Origin of the sequence: Oerskovia merdavium, from assembly GCF_014836755.1 — a bacterium.
Classification (GTDB): domain Bacteria; phylum Actinomycetota; class Actinomycetes; order Actinomycetales; family Cellulomonadaceae; genus Oerskovia; species Oerskovia merdavium.
On the sequence record NZ_JACSQF010000010.1, the window covers coordinates 73,061 to 93,495 of the forward strand.

16 protein-coding genes and 1 riboswitch are annotated in these 20,435 nt (G+C 73.3%); of the genes, 8 read left to right on the forward strand and 8 right to left on the reverse strand.

All coding sequences use genetic code 11. The features are described 5' to 3' along the window. The first annotated feature begins 99 nt into the window (after positions 1–99). Together H9641_RS10995 and H9641_RS11000 are read left to right on the forward strand one after the other, a co-directional pair. Positions 100–1,338: a benzoate/H(+) symporter BenE family transporter gene (locus tag H9641_RS10995; RefSeq protein WP_318244528.1), complete on the forward strand. Its 1,239-nt coding sequence runs from the start codon at positions 100–102 to the stop codon at positions 1,336–1,338. An 83-nt stretch (positions 1,339–1,421) separates the two neighbouring features. Then, positions 1,422–1,964, forward strand: coding sequence for an NUDIX hydrolase (locus H9641_RS11000; protein WP_318244529.1), 543 nt, complete (start codon positions 1,422–1,424; stop codon positions 1,962–1,964). Between the two features lie 95 nt (positions 1,965–2,059). On the opposite strand, the gene H9641_RS11005 is transcribed toward H9641_RS11000, so the two are convergent. After that, positions 2,060–2,440 (reverse strand): DMT family transporter, encoded by a 381-nt coding sequence (locus H9641_RS11005; protein ID WP_191803667.1) that lies wholly within the window; start codon positions 2,438–2,440, stop codon positions 2,060–2,062. Position 2,441: 1 nt separating this feature from the next. After that, positions 2,442–2,756, reverse strand: a complete 315-nt coding sequence (locus tag H9641_RS11010) for a DMT family transporter (protein WP_191803668.1) — start codon at positions 2,754–2,756, stop codon at positions 2,442–2,444. A gap of 13 nt (positions 2,757–2,769) precedes the next feature. Beyond that, a riboswitch (guanidine-III (ykkC-III) riboswitch) is annotated at positions 2,770–2,837 on the reverse strand. A gap of 239 nt (positions 2,838–3,076) precedes the next feature. On the opposite strand from H9641_RS11010, the gene efeU reads away from it, so the two are divergent. Genes efeU through efeB form a run of 3 tightly spaced genes read left to right on the forward strand, consistent with a single transcriptional unit; the run spans position 3,077 to position 6,601 of the window. Then, positions 3,077–3,952 (forward strand): iron uptake transporter permease EfeU, encoded by an 876-nt coding sequence (gene efeU / locus H9641_RS11015; RefSeq protein ID WP_191803671.1) that lies wholly within the window; start codon positions 3,077–3,079, stop codon positions 3,950–3,952. Beyond that, positions 3,949–5,169: an iron uptake system protein EfeO gene (gene efeO / locus H9641_RS11020; RefSeq protein ID WP_191803673.1), complete on the forward strand. Its 1,221-nt coding sequence runs from the start codon at positions 3,949–3,951 to the stop codon at positions 5,167–5,169. The genes efeU and efeO overlap by 4 nt, the downstream gene beginning before the upstream one ends. 13 nt (positions 5,170–5,182) lie before the next feature. Continuing rightward, positions 5,183–6,601: an iron uptake transporter deferrochelatase/peroxidase subunit gene (efeB, locus tag H9641_RS11025; protein ID WP_191803675.1), complete on the forward strand. Its 1,419-nt coding sequence runs from the start codon at positions 5,183–5,185 to the stop codon at positions 6,599–6,601. Positions 6,602–6,617: 16 nt separating this feature from the next. Here efeB and H9641_RS11030 read toward each other — a convergent pair whose 3' ends face one another. The 5 genes from H9641_RS11030 to H9641_RS11050 form a co-directional block, all read right to left on the reverse strand. Next, positions 6,618–7,739 carry a TIGR03842 family LLM class F420-dependent oxidoreductase gene (locus H9641_RS11030; RefSeq protein WP_191803677.1) on the reverse strand — a complete coding sequence of 374 codons (1,122 nt, stop codon included), beginning with the start codon at positions 7,737–7,739 and terminating at the stop codon, positions 6,618–6,620. Positions 7,740–7,755: 16 nt separating this feature from the next. Further along, positions 7,756–9,222 carry a dihydropyrimidinase gene (gene hydA / locus H9641_RS11035; protein ID WP_191803679.1) on the reverse strand — a complete coding sequence of 489 codons (1,467 nt, stop codon included), beginning with the start codon at positions 9,220–9,222 and terminating at the stop codon, positions 7,756–7,758. A 104-nt stretch (positions 9,223–9,326) separates the two neighbouring features. Next, positions 9,327–10,160, reverse strand: coding sequence for a nitrilase-related carbon-nitrogen hydrolase (locus tag H9641_RS11040; RefSeq protein WP_191803681.1), 834 nt, complete (start codon positions 10,158–10,160; stop codon positions 9,327–9,329). Between the two features lie 121 nt (positions 10,161–10,281). Continuing rightward, entirely contained in the window at positions 10,282–11,652 is a 1,371-nt protein-coding gene (locus H9641_RS11045) for an aspartate aminotransferase family protein (protein WP_191803684.1), read from the reverse strand. Between the two features lie 92 nt (positions 11,653–11,744). Next, on the reverse strand, positions 11,745–13,283 hold the full coding sequence (locus tag H9641_RS11050; protein WP_191803686.1) for a CoA-acylating methylmalonate-semialdehyde dehydrogenase: 1,539 nt from the start codon (positions 13,281–13,283) through the stop codon (positions 11,745–11,747). A 187-nt stretch (positions 13,284–13,470) separates the two neighbouring features. On the opposite strand from H9641_RS11050, the gene H9641_RS20710 reads away from it, so the two are divergent. Next, complete coding sequence (locus H9641_RS20710) at positions 13,471–16,089, forward strand: endonuclease/exonuclease/phosphatase family protein (protein WP_191803688.1); 2,619 nt, start codon at positions 13,471–13,473, stop codon at positions 16,087–16,089. Between the two features lie 79 nt (positions 16,090–16,168). Here H9641_RS20710 and H9641_RS11060 read toward each other — a convergent pair whose 3' ends face one another. Then, entirely contained in the window at positions 16,169–17,620 is a 1,452-nt protein-coding gene (locus H9641_RS11060; RefSeq protein WP_191803690.1) for an NAD(P)H-quinone dehydrogenase, read from the reverse strand. Positions 17,621–17,730: 110 nt separating this feature from the next. Between H9641_RS11060 and H9641_RS11065 the strand changes: the two genes are divergently transcribed. Together H9641_RS11065 and H9641_RS11070 are read left to right on the forward strand one after the other, a co-directional pair. Beyond that, positions 17,731–18,570 (forward strand): purine-nucleoside phosphorylase, encoded by an 840-nt coding sequence (locus tag H9641_RS11065; protein WP_191803692.1) that lies wholly within the window; start codon positions 17,731–17,733, stop codon positions 18,568–18,570. A 1-nt stretch (position 18,571) separates the two neighbouring features. Further along, positions 18,572–20,398, forward strand: a complete 1,827-nt coding sequence (locus tag H9641_RS11070; RefSeq protein ID WP_191803694.1) for a phospho-sugar mutase — start codon at positions 18,572–18,574, stop codon at positions 20,396–20,398. Positions 20,399–20,435 lie beyond the last annotated feature (37 nt).

Sequence of the window (20,435 nt, forward strand, 5' to 3'; positions counted from 1 at the left end):
CCGCGCGCGAGGTCGCCGCGGTGGCAGGGTGGGCCCGTGACGTCCGCCCCACCCTCGCCGCCTCCTGCCAGGAGCCCCCGCGCCACACCCTCCCGGACCGTGGACCTGCTCACGGGACCGGCACCGTCCCCCGGCCCGGTGCGCGCCGCGTCGGTCTCGGCCGTGGTCGCGGGCCTGGTCGCGGTCATGGTCTCGTTCGCCGGACCGTCCCTCATCATCCTGCAGGCCGCGCACGACGGTGGTCTCACGACGGCCCAGACGACCTCCTGGCTGTGGGCCGTCTCGATCGGCAGCGGACTGACGGGCGTGGTCCTGAGCCTGCTGACCCGCCAGCCGGTCATCACGGCCTGGTCGACGCCCGGGGCGGCCCTGCTGCTCGGCACGCTGGGAGACTTCGAGTTCTCGGACGTCGTGGGCGCCTACCTCGTCGCGGCGGTGGCGGCGCTCGCGCTCGGTGCGAGCGGCGTGTTCGGCAGGCTCCTGGCGGCGGTCCCGCCCCAGATCCTCTCGGCGCTGCTCGCGGGGGTCCTGCTCCCGTTCGTCCTGGGTGCGGTCGTGAGCGCGGTCGGCTCGCCGGTGATCGGGGCGAGCGTCGCCGTCGCGTTCGTCGTGGTGCGCCGCCTCGCACCGCGCTACGCCGTGCTGGCGGCGCTGCTCGCCGGGGTCGTGGCGGCGCTCGTCGCGGGCGACGTCTCGCGCCCGACGACCGCGCTCGCCCTGGCCGTCCCCGAGTGGACCACCCCGACGCTCGACCTGGGCGCGGTCGTCGGGATCTCCGTCCCGCTCCTGCTCGTGACGCTCAGCGCCCAGAACGGCCCGGGTCTGGAGATGCTGCGTGCGAGCGGCTACCGCCCGAACAGCCGGCTGCTGGTCGGCGGGACCGCCGCGGCCTGGGCCTTCCTGGCGCCGTTCGGCGCGCACGGCATCAACCTGGCCGCGATCACCGCGGGCATCTGCACGGGCCCGGAGGCGCACGAGGACCGCACGCGCCGCTACGTCGCGGGGGTCGCGTGCGGGGTCGGGTACCTGGTCGTGGGGACGTTCGCGGGGAGCCTGGTCGGCCTCTTCCACGCCGTCCCGGCGGCCCTGGTCACGACCGTCGCGGGTGTCGCGCTGGTCGGCGCGCTCACGAGCGCCCTCGCGGGAACCTTCGCCCCCGCGGCCTCGACGCCCGGTACGAGCCCGTCCCCCGCGGCCCTCGAAGCAGCGGTGCTGACGCTCGTCGTCACGACCTCGGGGATCGTGGTCGCCCACGTCGGCTCGGCGTTCTGGGGGGTCGTGGTGGGGCTCGCCGCGTACGGGGTGCTCACGGTCGGCCGGCGTCGCCGTGCGACGTGAGCCCCGTGCGGGCTCCTGTCCACGACGTGGTCACCCAGGCCGCGCACTGTCCCGTCCGGCCTGCCGGATGGCAGGGTGGGACCGTGACGATCCCGACCGAGCCCACGCCCCCGAGCCCTGCGACCGACGCTCCCCGCGCCCCCCGCCACCTCCAGCCCGGGGACGGCTGGGTCGAGTGCACGTGCGGCAGGCGGCACTGGGGGCTCGCGGGAGCCGCGGGCCTGCTCGTCGCGCGCCGGGGCGAGGACGGGCGGGTGAGCCACGTCCTGCTGCAGCACCGGGCGACCTGGAGCGACCAGGGCGGAACGTGGGGCGTTCCCGGAGGCGCGATCCACCCCGACGAGACGCCCGAGCAGGGCGCGCTGCGCGAGGCCCACGAGGAGGCCGGGGTGGACCCCGCCCTCGTGAGCATCGTGGGCGACCGGGTCCTGGACCACGGGCCGTGGCGGTACACGACGGTGCTCGCGGAGGTCGTGCCGGGTGCGCAGCTCGAGGCGAGAGCGACCGACGCCGAGAGCCTCGAGATCGCGTGGGTCGCGGTCGAGGACGTGCCCTCGCTCCCCCTGCTGGACGCGTTCCGGGACGCGTGGCCCGAGCTCGTGGGGCGGTTCGCGGAGGTCCGCTGACGAGGACGGCCCCCGCACGGGGCCCCGGCACGAGAACGGCCCGTGGCCGGCCCTCGACGTCCGAGGGTGGCCACGGGCCGTTCGCCGCGTGGTCGCTAGCGGTCCGCGCCGTCGGTCGGGGTGCCGGCGGCCTCGGCGGGCGCGGGCTCCTTCGCGGGCCCGTGCGGGACGAGCTTGAGCCCCACGACCGCGGCGATGATGCCCGCGATGAAGACGACCTTGCCGACCGAGGCGGACTCGTCGCCCGTCAGGATCGCGTAGGACACGGTCAGGGCCGCACCGATGCCGACCCACACCGCGTAGGCGGTGCCGATCGGGATGTGCTTGACGGCCCACCCGAGCCCGCCCATGCTGACGGCGAGCGCGACGAAGAAGACGATCGACGGGACGAGCTTCGAGAACCCGTCGGACTGGCCGAGGGCCGTGGCCCAGACGGCCTCGAAGACGGCGCTGACGAGCAGGACGATCCACGGCACGTCAGCTCACCACCTTGAGGCCGACCACGGACCCGACGAGCAGGACCAGGAGCAGCCCGCGCAACCAGGTGAAGGTCTCGGACCCGGTGAAGAATCCCCAGACGACCGTGAGCGTGGCGCCGATGCCGACCCACACCGCGTAGGCGGTGCCCGTGGGCAGCGAGGTCATGGCCCAGGCGAGGCCGACCATGCTCAGTATCAGGGAGAGCGCGAAGACGACCGTCGGTCGCTTGCGCGTGAAGTTCTCCGAGGCGGACAGCGCCGTCGCCCAGACGGCCTCCAACATCCCGGAGAGGACGAGGACAACCCAAGCCATGACAAGTAACCCCTCTGAGTCAGTCTTGTCCGTGCGGGTACTGCTCCCTCGTCCGCGCGTTCCTCGTCGGAGGAACTTGGAACCATTGTACCAAAATCGCGCGGCGGCGGCCAGGGTGCGATCGTGCCGAGGTGTGGGACGGGTCACGCGAGACCAGGTACCGACCTCGTGGCGACGGGAGTACTGTTCTCGCGGAGGAAGGCAAGCCTTACCAAACTGGGACCCGTGTTCCAGAGCGGGGGTGCCACCGCTGCGGCCACCGGCCGCCCCGGCCTCCGGCTCCCGGGCTCCCCCGCCCCGCGACCCGTCGAAGGACTCCCGTGTTCGCCAACTTTCTCATCGGCCTGCGTGAAGGCCTCGAGGCCGCGCTCGTCGTCAGCATCCTCGTCGCCTACCTGGTCAAGACCGGTCGGCGCGACCTGCTCCCGTTCCTCTGGCTCGGCGTCGGCATCGCCGTGGCCGTCTCGATCGGGTTCGGCGCGGCCCTGACCTACGGGCCGCAGGGACTGACGTTCGAGGCCCAGGAGGCCATCGGCGGCACGCTGTCGATCGTCGCGGTCGGCCTTATCACGTGGATGATCTTCTGGATGGGCAAGACCGCCCGTCATCTCAAGACCGACCTGCAGCACAAGCTCGACGACGCCGTCGCCGCCGGGAAGTGGGCCGTGGTCGTCATGGCGCTGCTCGCCGTCGGGCGCGAGGGCCTCGAGACCGCGCTCTTCCTGTGGGCGGGAGCCCAGGCCACGGGAACCACGACCAAGCCGCTGCTCGGAGCCGTGCTCGGGCTGGCCGTGGCCGTCCTGCTCGGCTGGGCCGTCTACCGGGGCGCCGTCAAGCTCAACCTGCGCGTCTTCTTCGCCTGGACCGGGCTGTTCCTGATCGTGGTGGCTGCGGGAGTCCTCTCCTACGGCGTGCACGACCTCCAGGAGGCCGGCATCCTGCCCGGGCTGCACAACCTGGCGTTCGACGTCAGCGCGCAGATCCCGCCGTCGAGCTGGTACGGCACGGTCCTCAAGGGCGTCTTCAACTTCTCCCCCGCGACCACCTGGCTCGAGCTCGCCGCCTGGTGGCTCTACCTCGTCCCCACGCTGTTCTTCTTCGTCCGGACCGTCTGGTTCAGCGCGCCTCGCAGCAGTGCCCCCGCGCAGGCCAGCACCCCGGCAACCACCGTCACGACTCCCGGAGGAAACCGATGACCCGCTCACGGGCCACCCACGCCGCAGCGCCGCTGCTCGCTGCCGCTCTTCTCGTCCCGCTCCTCGCCGCGTGCACGCCCAACGACCCGGCCCCCGCCGGCTCGGACGGCTCGGCCGCCGGCTCCGCGAAGCTCACGGTCGACTCGTCGGCCGACGCGTGCACGCTCTCGGCCGCCGAGGCACCGTCGGGCAACATCGTCTTCACCGTGACCAACACGGGCGACGACGTGACCGAGTTCTACCTGCTCGCCGAGGACGGCCTGCGGATCGTGTCCGAGGTCGAGAACATCGGTCCTGGCATCAGCCGCGACCTGGTGCTCACGGCCAAGCCCGGCGAGTACGTGACCGCGTGCAAGCCCGGCATGATCGGCGACGGCATCCGCTCCGACTTCACCGTGACCGACTCGGGCAAGGACATCGAGCCCACGGGTGCGGTCGCCGACCAGATCGCCCTGGCCTCGACCAACTACGTCGCGTACGTCAAGGACCAGACCGAGCAGCTCCTCGAGGGCACCCAGGAGTTCGTGGCCGCGTACAAGGCGGGCGACGACGAGGCCGCCCAGGCCCTCTACGCCCCCGTGCGCGTGCACTGGGAGCGCATCGAGCCCGTGGCCGAGTCGTTCGGCGACCTCGACCCCAAGATGGACCTGCGCGAGGCCGACCTCGAGGAGGGCCAGGAGTGGACCGGCTGGCACCTGCTCGAGAAGGACCTGTGGCAGCCCGCGCCCGAGGCCAACGACGGTGAGACCTACGTGGCCCTGACCCCTGAGCAGCGCACGCAGTACGCCGACCAGCTGCTCGCCGACACCCAGGAGCTCTTCGACCGCACGCACGAGGCGTCGTTCGCGGACGGCATCGACGCGCCCGCGATCGGCAACGGCGCCAAGGGCCTGCTCGACGAGGTCGCGACGGGCAAGGTCACGGGCGAGGAGGAGATCTGGTCGCACACCGACCTGTGGGACTTCCAGGCCAACGTCGACGGCGCCAAGGTCGCCTACGACGGTCTGCGCGACGTGGTCTCGGCCAAGGACGAGGAGCTCGCCACGACGCTCGACGAGCGCTTCGCGACCCTCCAGGGCCTGCTCGACGAGCAGAAGCAGGGCGACGGGTTCGTGCTCTACACCGACCTCACGCCCGAGCAGGTCAAGGCGCTCTCGCAGGCCGTCGACTCGCTGAGCGAGCCGCTCTCGCAGCTCACCGCCGCCGTGGTGCTCTGAGGACCGACGCACCATGACGACCGCTCCAGACCAGCCCGACGCCGGCTCCTCCGCCCTCGAGGGGCCCGACGCACCCCGTGGGACCACCGGACCCGGCGACCCCACGCGACCGACCGAGCCGACCCGGGAGGCGCGCCGCATCTCGCGGCGAGCCGTCCTGGGGATGGCCGGCGTCGGGCTGGCCGGGGCGGGGCTCGCGGGAGGCTTCCTCGCCGGGAGCGCGACCGCCTCGGCGCGGGACACCGCGCCGAGCGCAGGTCCTGCCGAGGGCGACGGCGCGTTCGCGTTCACGGGCGAGCACCAGGCCGGGATCACGACCCCGGTCCAGGACAGCCTGCACTTCGCGACCTGGGACGTCACGACCCAGGACCGCGACGAGGTGGTCGCGCTCCTGCGCGCGTGGACGCTCGCGGCCTCGCGCATGACGCAGGGCCTGCCCGCCGGGGAGTTCGGACCCGTGTCGGGTCCGTACGACGCGCCGCCGGACGACACGGGCGAGGCCGAGGGCCTGCCGGCCTCCGGGCTGACGATCACGTTCGGGTTCGGCCCCTCGTTCTTCACGGCTGCCGACGGGTCGGCCCGGTTCGGCCTCGACGGGCGCAAGCCCGACCTCCTCGCGGACCTGCCTCACTTCCCGGGCGACATGCTCGAGGACGCGCGCTGCGGCGGGGACCTCGCCGTCCAGGCGTGCGCGAACGACCCGCAGGTCGCGGTCCACGCGATCCGCAACCTCGCGCGCATCGCGTTCGGCACCGCGTCGGTGCGCTGGAGCCAGCTCGGCTACGGGCGCACGTCGTCGACCACGACCGCTCAGCCCACGCCCCGGAACCTGTTCGGATTCAAGGACGGCACGGCCAACATCACGTCGGAGGAGTCCTCGGCGATCGACGAGCACGTGTGGGTCGCGCCGGGCGACGGGGCCGACTGGCTCGCGGGCGGCTCGTACCTGGTCGCGCGCCGCATCCGCATGACGATCGAGACGTGGGACCGCGCGCCCCTGCGCGAGCAGGAGACCATCGTGGGGCGCACCAAGGGCTCGGGGGCGCCGCTGTCCGGCGGCGAGGAGCGCACCGAGCCCGACTTCGAGGCCGCGGGCCGCGGGGGCGTCCCGCTCATCGACCCGGCGTCCCACGTGCGCCTCGCGCACCCCACGAGCAACGGCGGCGCGCGCATGCTGCGGCGCGGCTACAACTACACCGACGGCTCGGACGGGCTGGGCAGGCTCGACGCGGGGCTGTTCTTCCTCGCGTACGTGCGCGACCCGGCGACCCAGTACGTGCCGATGCAGAACGCCCTCGCCAAGCACGACCTCATGAGCGAGTACCTGCGGCACACGGGCTCCGGGATCTGGGCCGTGCCGCGCGGGATCGCCGAGGGCGCCACGCTGGGCGGCACCCAGGGAGCGTTCGTGGGTCAGGAGCTGTTCGCCTGACCCACCGGCCGAGGACTCACTCCCGGACCCGGCCCGCCTCCTGGACCGCGGGACGGACCAGCTCGCCGTAGGCCTGGAGCGTCTCGTCGTTCGCGTCGTGCTGGAGGTAGAGCGCGAACTGGTCGACGCCGAGCGCCTTGAGCTCGAGCAGCCGCTCGACGTGCCGCTCGGGCGGCCCGACCAGGCAGAACCGGTCCACGATCTCGTCGCTCACGAACGCGGTGTGCGTGTTCCCTGCGCGCCCGTGCTCGTTGTAGTCGTAGTCGACCCGCCCGGCGACGAAGTCGGTCAGGGCACGCGGGATGCTCGGCCCGTCCCCGCCCGTCCCCGTACCCTCCCCCGCCCCGTAGCGCGCGACGATCTCCGCGACGTGGTTGCCGACCATGCCGCCGAACCAGCGGCACTGGTCGTAGGCGTGGGCGAGCGACCGCCCTCCCGCGTTCGCGGGCCCGTCCCCGCCCGTGCCCGACGGCGTCTCGTCCGTCACGTACGCGGGTGCGGCCACGCAGATGGTCACCTCGGCAGGGTCGCGGCCGGCCCGCTCGGCGGCCTGGCGCACCGCGTCGATCGACCAGGCCACGATGTCCGGGTCGGCGAGCTGGAGGATGAAGCCGTCCCCGACCTCGCCCGCGAGCGCCAGCGCGCGCGGGCCGTAGGCCGCGACCCACACGGGGGTGCGGCTGTCCGGGGCCCAGGGCAGGTGCAGGGTCGAGCCGTGGTACTCGACGGACTGCCCGCCGGCGAGCCCCCGGACGGTCGTGACGGCTGCCCGCAGCTCGGCGAGGGTCACGGGCTTGCCGTTGGTCACCCGGACCGCGGAGTCCCCGCGGCCGATCCCGCAGACCGTGCGGTTGCCGAACATGTCGTTGAGGGTCGCGAAGAGCGAGGCGGTCACGGTCACGTCGCGCGTCGCGGGGTTGGTGACCATGGGACCGACGGTCACGCGGTGGGTCGCGGACAGGATCTGGGAGTAGATGACGAACGGCTCCTGCCAGAGGAGGTGGGAGTCGAACGTCCACACGTGGCTGAACCCGTGGAGCTCTGCGCGCCGCGCGAGGTCGACGACGCGCCACGCGGGCGGGTTGGTCTGCAGGACGACGCCCAGGTCGAGGCGGTCGGCCGTGCCGGTCGCGGTCATGGCTGGCTCCTGCTCGTCATCGGAGGTACGCCGAGGTGCTGCGGCGCAGGTACTGCCCGTGCCCGGGGTGCCCGTGGTACTCGCCGTCCGAGACCAGGACCTTGCCGCGCGAGATCACGACGTCGACGTGCCCGTCGATCTCGAAACCCTCCCAGGCGGAGTGGTCCATGTTCATGTGGTGGGTCTTGCGGTTCCCGTGCGCGGCGTCCGCGCCCGAGGTGTACCCGATCGACGTGTGCCCTGCGGGGTCGTAGACCACGACGTCGGCGTCGGCCCCCGGGGTGAGCACGCCCTTGCGGTCACCCAGCCCGAACATGCGCGCCGGCGTCGTGCAGCACAGCTCGACCCAGCGCTCGAGCGAGATCTTCCCGTCGACCACTCCCTGGTAGACGAGGTCGAGGCGGTGCTCGACGCCGCCGATCCCGTTGGGGATCTTGGAGAAGTCGCCGAGCCCGAGCTCCTTCTGCTCCTTCATGCAGAACGGGCAGTGGTCGGTGCTCACCACGGACAGGTCGCCCGTGCGCAGGTAGCGCCACAGCTCGTCCTGGTGGCCCTCGGCCCGCGAGCGCAGCGGGGTCGAGCAGACCCACTTGGCACCCTCGAAGTCGCCCCACTCCTCGCTCCTGGCTCCGAGCTGTTCCTCGAGCGACAGGTACAGGTACTGGGGGCACGTCTCGCCGAACACGTTCCAGCCGTCGTCGCGGGCGCGGGCGAGCGTGGCGACGGCCTGCTTGGCCGACATGTGCACCACGTAGAGCGGGGCACCGGCGAGCCGCGCGAGCATGATCGCGCGGTGCGTGGCCTCCTCCTCGGTCTCCCACGGGCGCGTGGTGCCGTGGAAGTACGGGGCCGTGTCGCCACGTTCGATCGCCTGGCGCACCAGGACGTCGATCGCGATGCCGTTCTCGGCGTGCATCATGACCATCGAACCGTTGGTCGCTGCCTTCTGCATGGCACGCAGGATCTGTCCGTCGTCGCTGTAGAAGACCCCGGGGTAGGCCATGAAGAGCTTGAAGCTCGTGATGCCCTCGGTCACGAGCTCGTCCATGGCCTTGAGCGAGTCGTCGTCGACGCCGCCGAGGATCTGGTGGAAGCCGTAGTCGATCGCGCAGCTCCCCTCGGCCTTGGCGAACCAGGCGGCGAGCGAGTCCTGGACCCGTTCGCCGGTGCGCTGGACCGCGAAGTCGACGATCGTCGTCGTGCCTCCCCAGGCCGCGGCGCGCGTCCCGGTCTCGAACGTGTCCGAGGCGGCCGTGCCGCCGAACGGCAGCTCCATGTGGGTGTGCGGGTCCACGGCGCCCGGGATCACGTACTTGCCGGTCGCGTCGACCACGGTCTCGGCGACCGAGGCGAGGTCCACCCCGAGCGTCGTGTCGCCCGGGCGCACGAGCGCGGCGACCTGCTCGCCGTCGAGCAGGACGTCGGCGCGCGAGCGCCCGGTGGGCCCGACGACGGTGCCTCCCGTGATGAGGGTCAGTGCCATGGTGCGGTCCTCTCGTTCGTCGGTCGGTCCTCCTGTCGGGGCCGGCTCCGGGCTGACGCGGCGCCGGCGCGGCGCCGGCGCGGCGCCGGCGCGGCGGCGGCGGCTCAGGGCGCCGTCAACGGGCCGTAGGCGTCGGGGCGGCGGTCGCGGTAGAACTGCCAGCGGTTGCGGACCTCGGTCAGCACGTCGAGGTCGAGGTCGCGGACCACGAGCTCCTCCTCGTAGGCGTCGGCGGTCTCGCCCACGAACGCCCCCTCCGGGCTCACGAAGTAGCTCGTGCCGTAGAAGTCGTTCGACCCGAGCTCCTCGAACCCGACCCGGTTGATTGCCCCGACGTAGTACTCGTTGGCCACGGCCGCCGCGGGCTGCTCGAGCTTCCACAGGTAGTTCGACAGGCCTCGGCTCGTGGCGCTCGGGTTGAAGACGATGGTCGCTCCCGCGAGCCCCAGGGCCCGCCAGCCCTCGGGGAAGTGCCGGTCGTAGCAGATGTAGACCCCGATCCGCCCGACCGCGGTGTCGAAGACCGGGTAGCCGAGGTTGCCGGGGCGGAAGTAGAACTTCTCCCAGAACCCTGGCAGGTGCGGGATGTGGGTCTTGCGGTACTTGCCGAGGTAGCTGCCGTCGGCGTCGATCACGGCCGCGGTGTTGTAGAGGATCCCGGGCTGCTCGAGCTCGTACACCGGCAGGACGATCACGATGCCCAGCTCCTTGGCGAGGGCCGCGAAACGCTCGGTCGTGGGGCCCGGCACCTGCTCGGCGTAGGAGTAGAACGCGGCGTCCTCGACCTGGGGGAAGTAGGGCGCGTTGAACACCTCCTGGAAGCAGATGACCTGGGCACCCTGGTCCGCGGCCTGGCGCGTGAACGTCTCGTGGGCCGCGAGCATGGACTCCTGGTCGCCGGTCCAGCGGACCTGGGTGAGGGCGGCTCGCACGATCATGGGTTCTCCTCGGGTCTGTGGGGCTGCTGGGTCGGCTGGTGCGGTGGGGTTCCTGGCGGGTGGTGCTCCCGCGGGTCGGGTCGGGTCAGGTCGGGTCAGGACGGTCGCGCGGACCGGCGGGTCAGGTGGGTGAGGCCTCGACGACGTACCGGTCGGCGACGTCGAGCGCCGCGTCGACCACGTCGAGGCCGTGCTCGAGGTCCTCGACCGACGTCACGAGCGGCGGGGCGAGGTGCAGCCGGTTGACCTGGGGGAAGGGCCAGACGCCGCCCGCGGTCACGGCCGCGACGACCTGGGCCATGGGCGCGTTCTGGGCCGCCGTCCCCTGGAAGGGCACGAGGCGCTCGCGGGTGGCAGGGTCGCGGACGAGCTCGATCGCCCACAGGAAGCCGAGCCCGCGCACCTCCCCCACGCTCGGGTGCCGAGCGGCCATCTCCTGCAGGCGCGCCCCGATCACCTTCTCGCCCAGGGTGCGGACGCGGTCGAGGATCCCCTGCTCCTCGAAGACCCGGATGCTCGCGATGCCCGGGGCGCACGCGAGCGGGTGTCCCGAGTAGGTCAGGCCGCCGGGGAACGCGACGTGGTCGAAGCTCGCGGCGACCCGCTCCGAGATGATGACGCCGCCGAGCGGCACGTACCCCGAGTTCACGCCCTTGGCGAAGACCACGAGGTCGGGCACGACCCCCCAGCGGTCGACCGCGAACCACTCGCCCACGCGTCCGAACCCGACCATGACCTCGTCGGCGACGTACAGGATGCCGTGCTCGTCGCACAGCTCACGCACGCCTGCGAGGTAGCCGTCGGGCGGGACGAGCACACCGTTGGTCCCCACGACCGTCTCGAGCAGGATCGCCGCGATCGTCCCGGGGCCCTCGAGCTCGACGACCTCGCGCAGGTGGCGCAGCGCCGCGACGCACTCCTCGGCGTCGTCCGCGGCGCCGAACGCCGAGCGGTAGGTGTAGGGCCCGAAGAAGTGCCGCACGCCGGGGTCCACCTCGTTGGGCCACCGCCGCGGGTCCCCCGTGGCCGTCACGGCCGTGCCCGTGTTCCCGTGGTACGAGCGGTAGGCGGCCAAGACCTTCTGGCGCCCAGTGTGGCGCCGCGCCAGGCGGACGGCGTTCTCGACGGCGTCGGCCCCGCCGTTGGTGAAGAAGACCCGGTCCAGCCCGCCGGAGGCACCTCCCGGCGCGCGCTCGACGACGAGCCGTGCGAGCTCGCTGCGCACCGGGTTCGCGAACGACGGGGCGACGGTCGCGAGCCGTCCGACCTGCTCCTGGATCGCGCCCACGAGCGCGGGGTGCTGGTGCCCGAGGTTGAGGTTGATCAGCTGTGAGGCGAAGTCCAGGTAGCGGCGCCCGTCGGTGTCCCAGAACCAGGCGCCCTCGCCGCCCGCGATCGTCACGGGGCGGATCAGCTCCTGGGCCGACCAGGAGTAGAAGACGTGGGCGTCCTCGCGGTCACGCCGCCCCGCGCTCGTCGACTCGTGGGTCATGCGCCTGTCCTCCGTCCGGTCGGCCGCCCCGTCCCCGCGTCGGGTCGCGCGGTCACGTGTCTCCTCCGGCCGTCCTCTGAAGTCACCGGTCGTCACCTGTTCCGGGGGAAGCCGAGGTCGATCGCGCTCGTCGCCGGGTCGGGCCACCGCGACGTCACGACCTTGGTCCGCGTCGAGAAGTGGATGGCCTCGGGTCCGTAGATGTGCGAGTCGCCGAACAGCGAGCCCTTCCACCCCCCGAACGAGTAGTAGCCGACCGGCACGGGGATGGGGACGTTGATCCCGATCATCCCGGCCTGCGCCTCGACCTCGAAGCGTCGGGCCGCACCGCCGTCGCGCGTGAAGAGCGCCGCCCCGTTGCCGTAGGGGTTCTCGTTGACGAGCCGCAGCGCGTCGTCGAACGACTCGACGCGGACGACCGAGAGCACCGGGCCGAACACCTCCTCGCGGTACACGGTGTGCTCGGGCTGCACGTGGTCGACCAGGCTCGGGCGCAGGAAGAACCCCCCGCTCAGGTCCGCGCCGTCGGCCCCGGCGGTCACGAGTGGCCCCGCGCGTCCGTCCACGACGAGGCTCGCGCCCTCGTCGAGCGCGCTCTGCACGCGCGCCGCGACGCGGTCGCGGTGCTCGGCCGTGATGAGGGGACCCATCTGCGAGGTGGGGTCGTTCCCCGGCCCGACGACGAGCCCCGCCACGCGCGTGCGGATCGCCTCGACCAGCCGGTCGCCGATCTCGCCGACCGCGACCACGACCGAGATCGCCATGCACCGCTCACCTGCTGACCCGTACCCCGCCGAGACCGCCGCGTCGGCCGCGGCGTCGAGCTCGGCGTCGGGCAGCACGACCAGGTGGTTCTTCGCCCCGCCCAGGGCCTGGACCCGCTTGCCGTGACGCGTACCCGTCTCGTAGACGTGCCGCGCGACGGGCGTCGAGCCGACGAAGCTGACCGCCGCGACGTCGGGGTGCTCCAGGAGCCGGTCGACCGCGACCCGGTCACCCTGCACCACGTTGACGACGCCGTCGGGAAGTCCTGCCTGCGCGAGGAGGCGAACGAGCAGGAGGGAGACCGAGGGGTCACGCTCGCTCGGCTTGAGGACGAACGTGTTGCCGCACGCGATCGCCGTCGGGATCATCCACAGCGGCACCATGGCCGGAAAGTTGAACGGTGTGATGCCCGCCATGACGCCCAGCGGCTGCTTGACCTCGTGGACGTCCACGCCCGTGGCGACCTGCTGGCTGAACCCGCCCTTGAGCAGGTGCGGGATCCCCGCGGCGAACTCGACGTTCTCGAGCGCGCGCGAGACCTCGCCCTCGGCGTCGCTCACGACCTTGCCGTGCTCGGCCGAGACCAGGTGCGCGATCTCGTCGCGGTGCGTGCGCAGGAGCTCGTGGAACGCGAAGAGGATCTCGACCCGCCGGGACAGGCCCGTCGAGGCCCAGCCGGGGAAGGCCGCGAGCGCCGCGGCGACGGCCCGGTCGACGTCGTCCACGGAGGCCAGGGCGACGCGAGCCGTGACGTGCCCTGTGGCGGGGTCGTGGACCGGTCCGAACCTCTCGGCCTCCCGCACGGGGCTGCCCCCGACGACGTGGCCGACCACCCCGTCGTGCGGGGCGGGGACGGTGCTCGTCATGCTGGCCTCCCTCCCGGGCGTGGCTCGGTGAGCGGCGGCCCGGGTCGTCGACGACTGCTTCTCAGTGTGGCACGATCGCCCACATTCTGTGATGCGCATCACAGTAGAGGCGGGAGAGCGGGTGAGCGACCCGTGAACGTCGCGCGTCCCCCGCCGCGGCGTCAGCGGTCCCTAGTACGGTCGGGCCGTGACCGACGACCACCGCACGCGCACCGACCTCCCGGACGACCCGCCGACCTCGACCGCTCCCCCCACCGCGGACGCCTCGCGGGACGAGCCGTCGACGCCCCTGACCCGGGCAGAACGTCGCGCCGCCGAGCGTGCAGCAGAGCTCGCCGACCTGGCCCGCAGGGCCGACAGCACGGTGCACCGTGCCCCGCACACCGCGGCGATCGAGCAGGTCGCGGCGGCTCCGTCCCACCCGCGCGCCGAATCCCCGCACCCCGTCAGGTCGCCCTCGCCCTCGCCCTCGCCCTCGCCCTCGCGGACCGACGCACGCTTCGCGCCGACCGTCGAGACCGCCGGGACGGGGCCGAGCGAGCCGGTGGGGCCCTCGGCAGAGTCCCCGCCCCTCGTCGAAGCACCGCCTGCGCACGCCCCCGACGCCCCGGGAGCGGACTCTCCTGCACTGCCGGACGCACCCACCGCCTCTGGCAGTGCTCCGCACACGACGCGACGCCAGCTCGCGCACGCGGCACGCCGGGTGGCGAGCCTCGGACGCGGCAACGCGGCGAGGCTGCTGCTGCTCACGGTCGTCACCGCGCTCGCGGTCGAGATGGTCCGGGCGAGCGGGCCGCTGCTGGACCACGCCTTCACCTCGGGTGTCGTCACGGCCGCGGTCACGGCGTTGGTCACCTACGCAGCCCCGGCCCTCGCCGTGACCATCGTCGCGGCCCGCCTGCCCGTGAACGGGCGCGTCGTCGTGGGGGCCGTCGTCGCGCTCGTGGTGTGGCGCCTGGGCCTGCAGGGCCTCGGGATCGCGGCCGCGTCGGGCTCCTGGCTCGGCACCGCCCGCTACGGCCTGGGCCTCGGGGGTGCCGCGCTCGCGGTCGCGACCGTCGTCCTGGTCGCGGGGTTCGCGAGCGGCACCCGGCCCGACCCCACGGCCGACCTCGACGGTGACCTCGCAGGCCCGGCCCGTCCGTCCAACGGCCGGATGGTCGCCATGGGCGTCGGTCTCGGGATCCTCGGCGCGGCCGGTGTCAGCCTGCTGCACGGCACGTGGGACGCGTACTGGCGCACGGACCTGCTCGGCTGGGTCGCGCCGGTCCTCCTCGGCGGGTTGGGCGTGGTCGCTGCCTGGCTCCTGCGTCGTGACCCCGCGACCCCGGGATCGCGCGGTCTGTGGGTGCTGGGCCCCTACCTCGCGCTGGGCGTCATGGTCTTCGGCAACCCCGCGTTCGTCGCGTCGCAGACCGGGCTCTCCCTGCCCGTGGCCGGCGGGGCGGTCGCCGCCACGGCCCTGGTCGTCGGGCTGCTCCCGCTCTGGGGCGTCGCCGGGACGAGCAGCCCGGCCGCTCGCGCCCTGGCCACGACCGGCAGATGGGTCTCGCTCGTGCTGCTGCCCGCGTTCACCGCGGTCCTGTTCCTGGTGCCAGGACGCACGCAGGACGTCTCGTCGCCGCTCGGCTGGGCGCTGCTGGTGTGCGTCGTGGGGCTCGCGGCGACAGCGACCGACGCGGTGCGCCACGCACTGACCCGACCGGCCCACGAGCTCGGGTGGGCGCGACTGGCGGGGGTGAGCTCCGCCGTCGGGCTGGGCCTGATCCTGCCGCTGCTCGTGTACCAGCTCGACTACGACGTCCCCCTGCCCGTGCCCAACGCGACCGTCCCGGTCGCCGTCGCGGCAGTGCTGGCGGTCGCGGGCCTGCGACGCGCGCGCAGAGCCCCGGCCGACGTCGTGGAGGGCGAAGGGGCAGCGACCGGCCGTGCGGCCGACGTCACCCACGCGCCCGCGCCGGGCCTGCGCATCTCCCTGCCCGTCACCGCGGCCGTCGCGGCCCTGGCCGCCGCCGGCGCGGTGCTCGTCTCGACGAGCGCGGGCCCCGTCGCGGTCGCCGACCGCGAGCAGCGCCTCACGGTGCTCGACTGGAACCTGCACTACGGCGTGAGCGCGACGCCGTCGGTCGACCTCGACGAGGTCGTCGCGATCGTCCGCGACTCGGGCGCGCAGGTCGTGACGCTCCAGGAGGTCTCCCGCGGCTGGGTGCTCGGGGGCGGCGTGGACATGGCGTCCTACCTCGCCCGGGAGACGGGCCTGGAGGTCGGGTTCGTGGGCGCTGCCGACCGTCAGTTCGGCAACGCGATCCTGTGGAACCCCGACGTGGTCGCGGCGAGCGACGTCGCGCGTCTCGCCCTGCCGCTGGGCGCGGGACCGCAGAACCGCTCGACGATCTCAGCGACGTTCACCCCGGTGGACGGCGACACCACCTGGCCCGACGGCGTCCGGGTGACCTCGGTGCACCTCCAGCACCGTGAGGCGAACACCCCGACCCGTCTCGACCAGCTCGACGCGCTGTTCGCGGCCGAGCCCGTGACCGGTCCGTACCTGCTGGCGGGAGACCTCAACGCCGAGCCCGGCTGGGACGAGATCGAGCTCGTCGAGTCCCACGGTCTCGTCAGCGGGCAGGACGACGTCGGGAACCCCGGCGACCTGACCTCTCCTGCGGACGCTCCGGCCTACCGGATCGACTGGGTGTTCGGCTCGGGGCTCGAGTTCCAGCGCGTCACGGTGCTCGACGTCGCCTGGTCCGACCACCGCCCGCTCGTCGCGGTGGTCCGGCCGGTCGGCACGGAGCAGGAGTAGGGGCAGCGCCGCGGCCGTGAGGGCCGCGGGGCCCCCCCCCCCGCCCGCCCGGAGCGCGCGGCGCCGCTCTCGCGGTGGCTCAGTCCTCGCGGTGGTGGAGCATGCGGGCCACCTCGGCGATGGACCCGCTCAGCGACGGGTAGACCGTGAAGGCCTCGGCCACGTCGTCCACCGTGAGACGGTGCGCGACCGCGAGCGTGATGGGGAAGACGAGCTCGCTGGCCCGCGGTGCCACGACCACGCCGCCGAGCACGACGCCGGCCTCGGGGTGCGCGAACAGCTTGACGAACCCGTCGCGCATGCCGAGCATCTTGGCGCGCGGGTTGCGCGCGAGGGGCAGCGTCGTGGTCACGTACTTGGAGCCCTGCTCCTTGAGCTTCTCCTCGCTGTACCCGACGGTCGCGATCTCGGGGGCCGTGAAGATGTTCGCCGCGACCGTGCGCAGCTTGATGGGGCTCACGGCGTCGCCCAGGGCGTGCGACATGGCGACCCGGCCCTGCATCGCCGCGACCGAGGCCAGCGGCAGGATGCCCGTGCAGTCACCGGCCGCGTAGATGCCCCGCACCGAGGTGCGCGAGACCTTGTCGACCTGGACGTGCCCGCTCGGCGTGAGGCGCACCCCCGCCTCCTCGAGCCCGATGCCCTGCGTCGAGGGGATGGAGCCGACCGCGAGCAGGACGTGGGTGCCCTGGACGACCCGGCCGTCGGCGAGCGTGACCTCGACCCCGTCCGCGGTGCGCACGGCGGCCTCGGCACGCGAGCGCGACATGACCGTCATGCCGCGCGAGCGGAAGACGCCCTCGATGAGCTCGGCCGCGTCGGCGTCCTCACCCGGCAGGACGCGGTCGCGGCTCGAGACGAGCACGACGTCGGAGCCCAGGGCGTTGTAGGCGCCCGCGAACTCGGCCCCCGTGACCCCCGAGCCCACGACGATCAGGCGCTCGGGGAGCTCCTTGAGGTTGTAGAGCTGGGTCCACGTGAGGATGCGCTCGCCGTCCGGGACGGCGGTCGGCAGCACGCGCGGCGTCGCGCCGAGCGCGAGCAGGACGACGTCCGCGTCGAGCGTGACGGGCTGCTCGTCGGCGTCCGACGGCGTCACCTGCACGCGGGTGGGCCCGTCGAGGCGGCCCTCCCCGAGGAGCACGCGCACGCCCTCGCGCTCGAGGCGTGCGTGGATGTCGGCCGACTGGGCCGCCGCGAGCGCCATGACTCGGGTGTTGACGGCGTCGAGGTCCACCATGTGCCGACGCATGGCCGGGTGGGCGGCCTTGACCGTGTCGACGGGCAGGCGGATGCCGAGGTCGGCTGCGCGGTCCGCGATGGTCATCCAGTCGGCGGTCGCGATGAGCGTCTTGGAGGGGACGACGTCGGTGAGCACCGCGGCTCCCCCGAGCCCCTGGCGCTCGACCACCGTGACGTCCGCGCCGAGCCGGCGGGCGACGAGGGCCGCTTCGTAGCCTCCGGGACCACCGCCCACGATCACGATACGGCTGGCCTGCAGGTCACTGTTCTCGTTCGTCACGGGTGCCATTGTGTCAGGAAGTCCGAGGTCACCGTGTCAGCATGCGGACAGATCGGTCAGCCGGTCGCCGGGTGGGCCTTCGGCGGGGCGCGAGGCCCAAGAACGGTTAGCCTCGTCCTATGACGACGACCTTGTCTCTCGACGACCCCACCACCGACCCGTTCCTCGTGGCCCGCGCCGCTGCCGACCACATCGCCCACGCCACCGGGATCGAGGGGCACGACGTGGCCCTCGTGCTCGGGTCCGGCTGGGGCGGCGCGGCCGAGCTCCTGGGCGACGTCGTCGCGGAGATCCCCACGAACGAGATCCCCGGCTTCTCCAAGCCGGCCGTGGCCGGGCACGTGGGCACGACCCGCTCGATCCGGATCGAGCGCGCCGACGGCTCGGTCCGCCACGCGCTCGTGCTCGGGTCGCGCACGCACCTGTACGAGGGCAAGGGCGTGCGCCACGTCGTCCACGGCGTCCGGACCGCTGCCGCGACCGGCGCGCAGACCGTCATCCTCACGAACGGCTGCGGTGGCCTGAACCTGGACCACGGGCCGGGCACCCCGGTCCTCATCCGCGACCACATCAACCTCACCGCGACCTCACCTCTCGAGGGCGCCACGTTCGTCGACCTCACCGACCTGTACTCCCCGCGCCTGCGCGACCTGGCCCGGACGGTCGACGGGTCGCTCGGCGAGGGCGTCTACGCGCAGTTCCCCGGCCCGCACTACGAGACCCCGGCCGAGGTCCGCATGGCCGGGATCCTGGGTGCGGACCTGGTGGGCATGTCGACCACCCTCGAGGCCATCGCCGCACGGCACGCGGGGCTCGAGGTGCTGGGCATCTCGCTCGTGACCAACCTCGCTGCGGGGATCAGCCCCACGCCGCTCTCGCACGGCGAGGTCATCGAGGCCGGCCAGGCAGCCGGCCCCCGGATCAGCTCCCTGCTCGCCCAGATCGCGAAGTTGGTGTGAGATGACGAACCCCGAGCCCCTGGCCAACGAGGTCGACGACCCCGGGTACGAGGCCGGCGCCGGCCACGCGGCCTTCCTCGAGCAGGTCGAGGCCTGGATCGAGGCGGACCCCGAGCCCGCCGACCAGGTCGAGCTGCGCACGCTGCTCACGGAGGCCGACTCGCCCGACCCGCGCGACCACGAGGTGCGCGCGCGGGCCCGCGCCGAGCTCCGAGACCGCTTCTCCGGGACGCTGCAGTTCGGTACGGCAGGCCTCCGGGGCGAGATGGCGGCCGGCCCCAACCGCATGAACCGCGCGGTCGTCATCCGGGCGGCCGCCGGCCTCGCGTCGTTCCTGCGCGACGCGCTGCCCGGCCAGACCCCGCGGGTCGTCATCGGCTACGACGCCCGCCACCACTCGCACACGTTCGCCCAGGACAGCGCGGCGGTCTTCACCGCCGCGGGCGTCGAGGCGTCGATCCTCCCGTCGGCCCTCCCCACTCCCGTCCTCGCCTACGCAGTGCGCCACCTGGGCGCCGACGCGGGCGTCATGGTCACCGCGAGCCACAACCCTCCCCAGGACAACGGCTACAAGGTCTACCTCGGCGGACGGGTCGTGACCGACTCGGGTCAGGGCGCCCAGATCGTGCCCCCGTACGACGCCGAGATCGCCGCAGCGATCCGCCGTGCCCCGGTGGCCGCACGGGTTCCGCGGGCGGTCGACGGCTGGACCGTCCTGGGCCGGGACCTCGCGCTCGGCTACGTCGAGTCGGTGGGCCGCCTGTCCGACGGCGCGGCGCGCGACCTGCGCATCGTCGCGACCCCGCTGCACGGCGTGGGCGGGGCGGTCGTCAACCGGGTCCTCGAGGACGCGGGCTTCACCGACGTCATCAGCGTCGCCGAGCAGTTCGAGGCGAACCCCCTGTTCCCGACCGTGGCCTTCCCCAACCCGGAGGAGCCCGGCGCGATCGACCTCGCGCTCGCGTACGCGCAGGACGCCAAGGCGGACCTCGTGATCGCGAACGACCCGGACGCCGACCGGTGCGCGCTGGCGGTCTACGACCCGCGCGTCGGGACCTACCAGGGGGCCGAGACCGCGCGCTCGAACGGGTGGCGCATGCTGCACGGCGACGAGGTGGGTTCGCTCCTCGGTGAGGAGATCGGCAAGCGGGCGGCACGGCTGCGCATCGCGCCCGGGACGCAGTTCTTCGCGAGCTCGATCGTGTCCTCGCGGCTGCTGCGCAAGATCGCCGAGAGCCACGGCCTGGGCTACGCCTCGACGCTCACGGGGTTCAAGTGGATCTCGCGCGTCGACGGCCTGGTCTACGGCTACGAGGAGGCGCTCGGGTACTGCGTGGACCCGCAGAACGTGCGCGACAAGGACGGCATCAGCGCCGCGCTGCTCCTCGCACAGCTCGCCAACCGGCTCAAGGCCGAGGGGCGCACGCTCGTCGACGCGCTCGACGACCTGGCGCGCGCGCACGGCCTGCACGTGACCGACCAGCTCTCGGCCCGGTTCACGGACCTGGACCAGATCACGGCGGCCATGTCGCGGCTGCGCGCAGCGCCCCCGCGGACGCTCGCGGGCTCGGGGGTGAGCGAGGTCGTCGACCTCTCGGACGGCCTCGACGGCCTGCCCCCGACCGACGGCGTGCGGCTGCTGTCCGCGGACGGGACCCGGGTCATCGTGCGCCCCAGCGGCACCGAGCCCAAGGTCAAGTGCTACCTCGAGGTCATCGTCCCGGTCGCGCCCGACGCGAGCTACGACGACCTCACGGCCGCCCGCGCGTTCGCGCGGACCCGGCTGGACCACGTCCGTCGCGACGTCGCGGAGGCGCTCGGGATCTGACGGGACGCAGCCCAGGGGCCGTCCCTCGCTCCTTCAC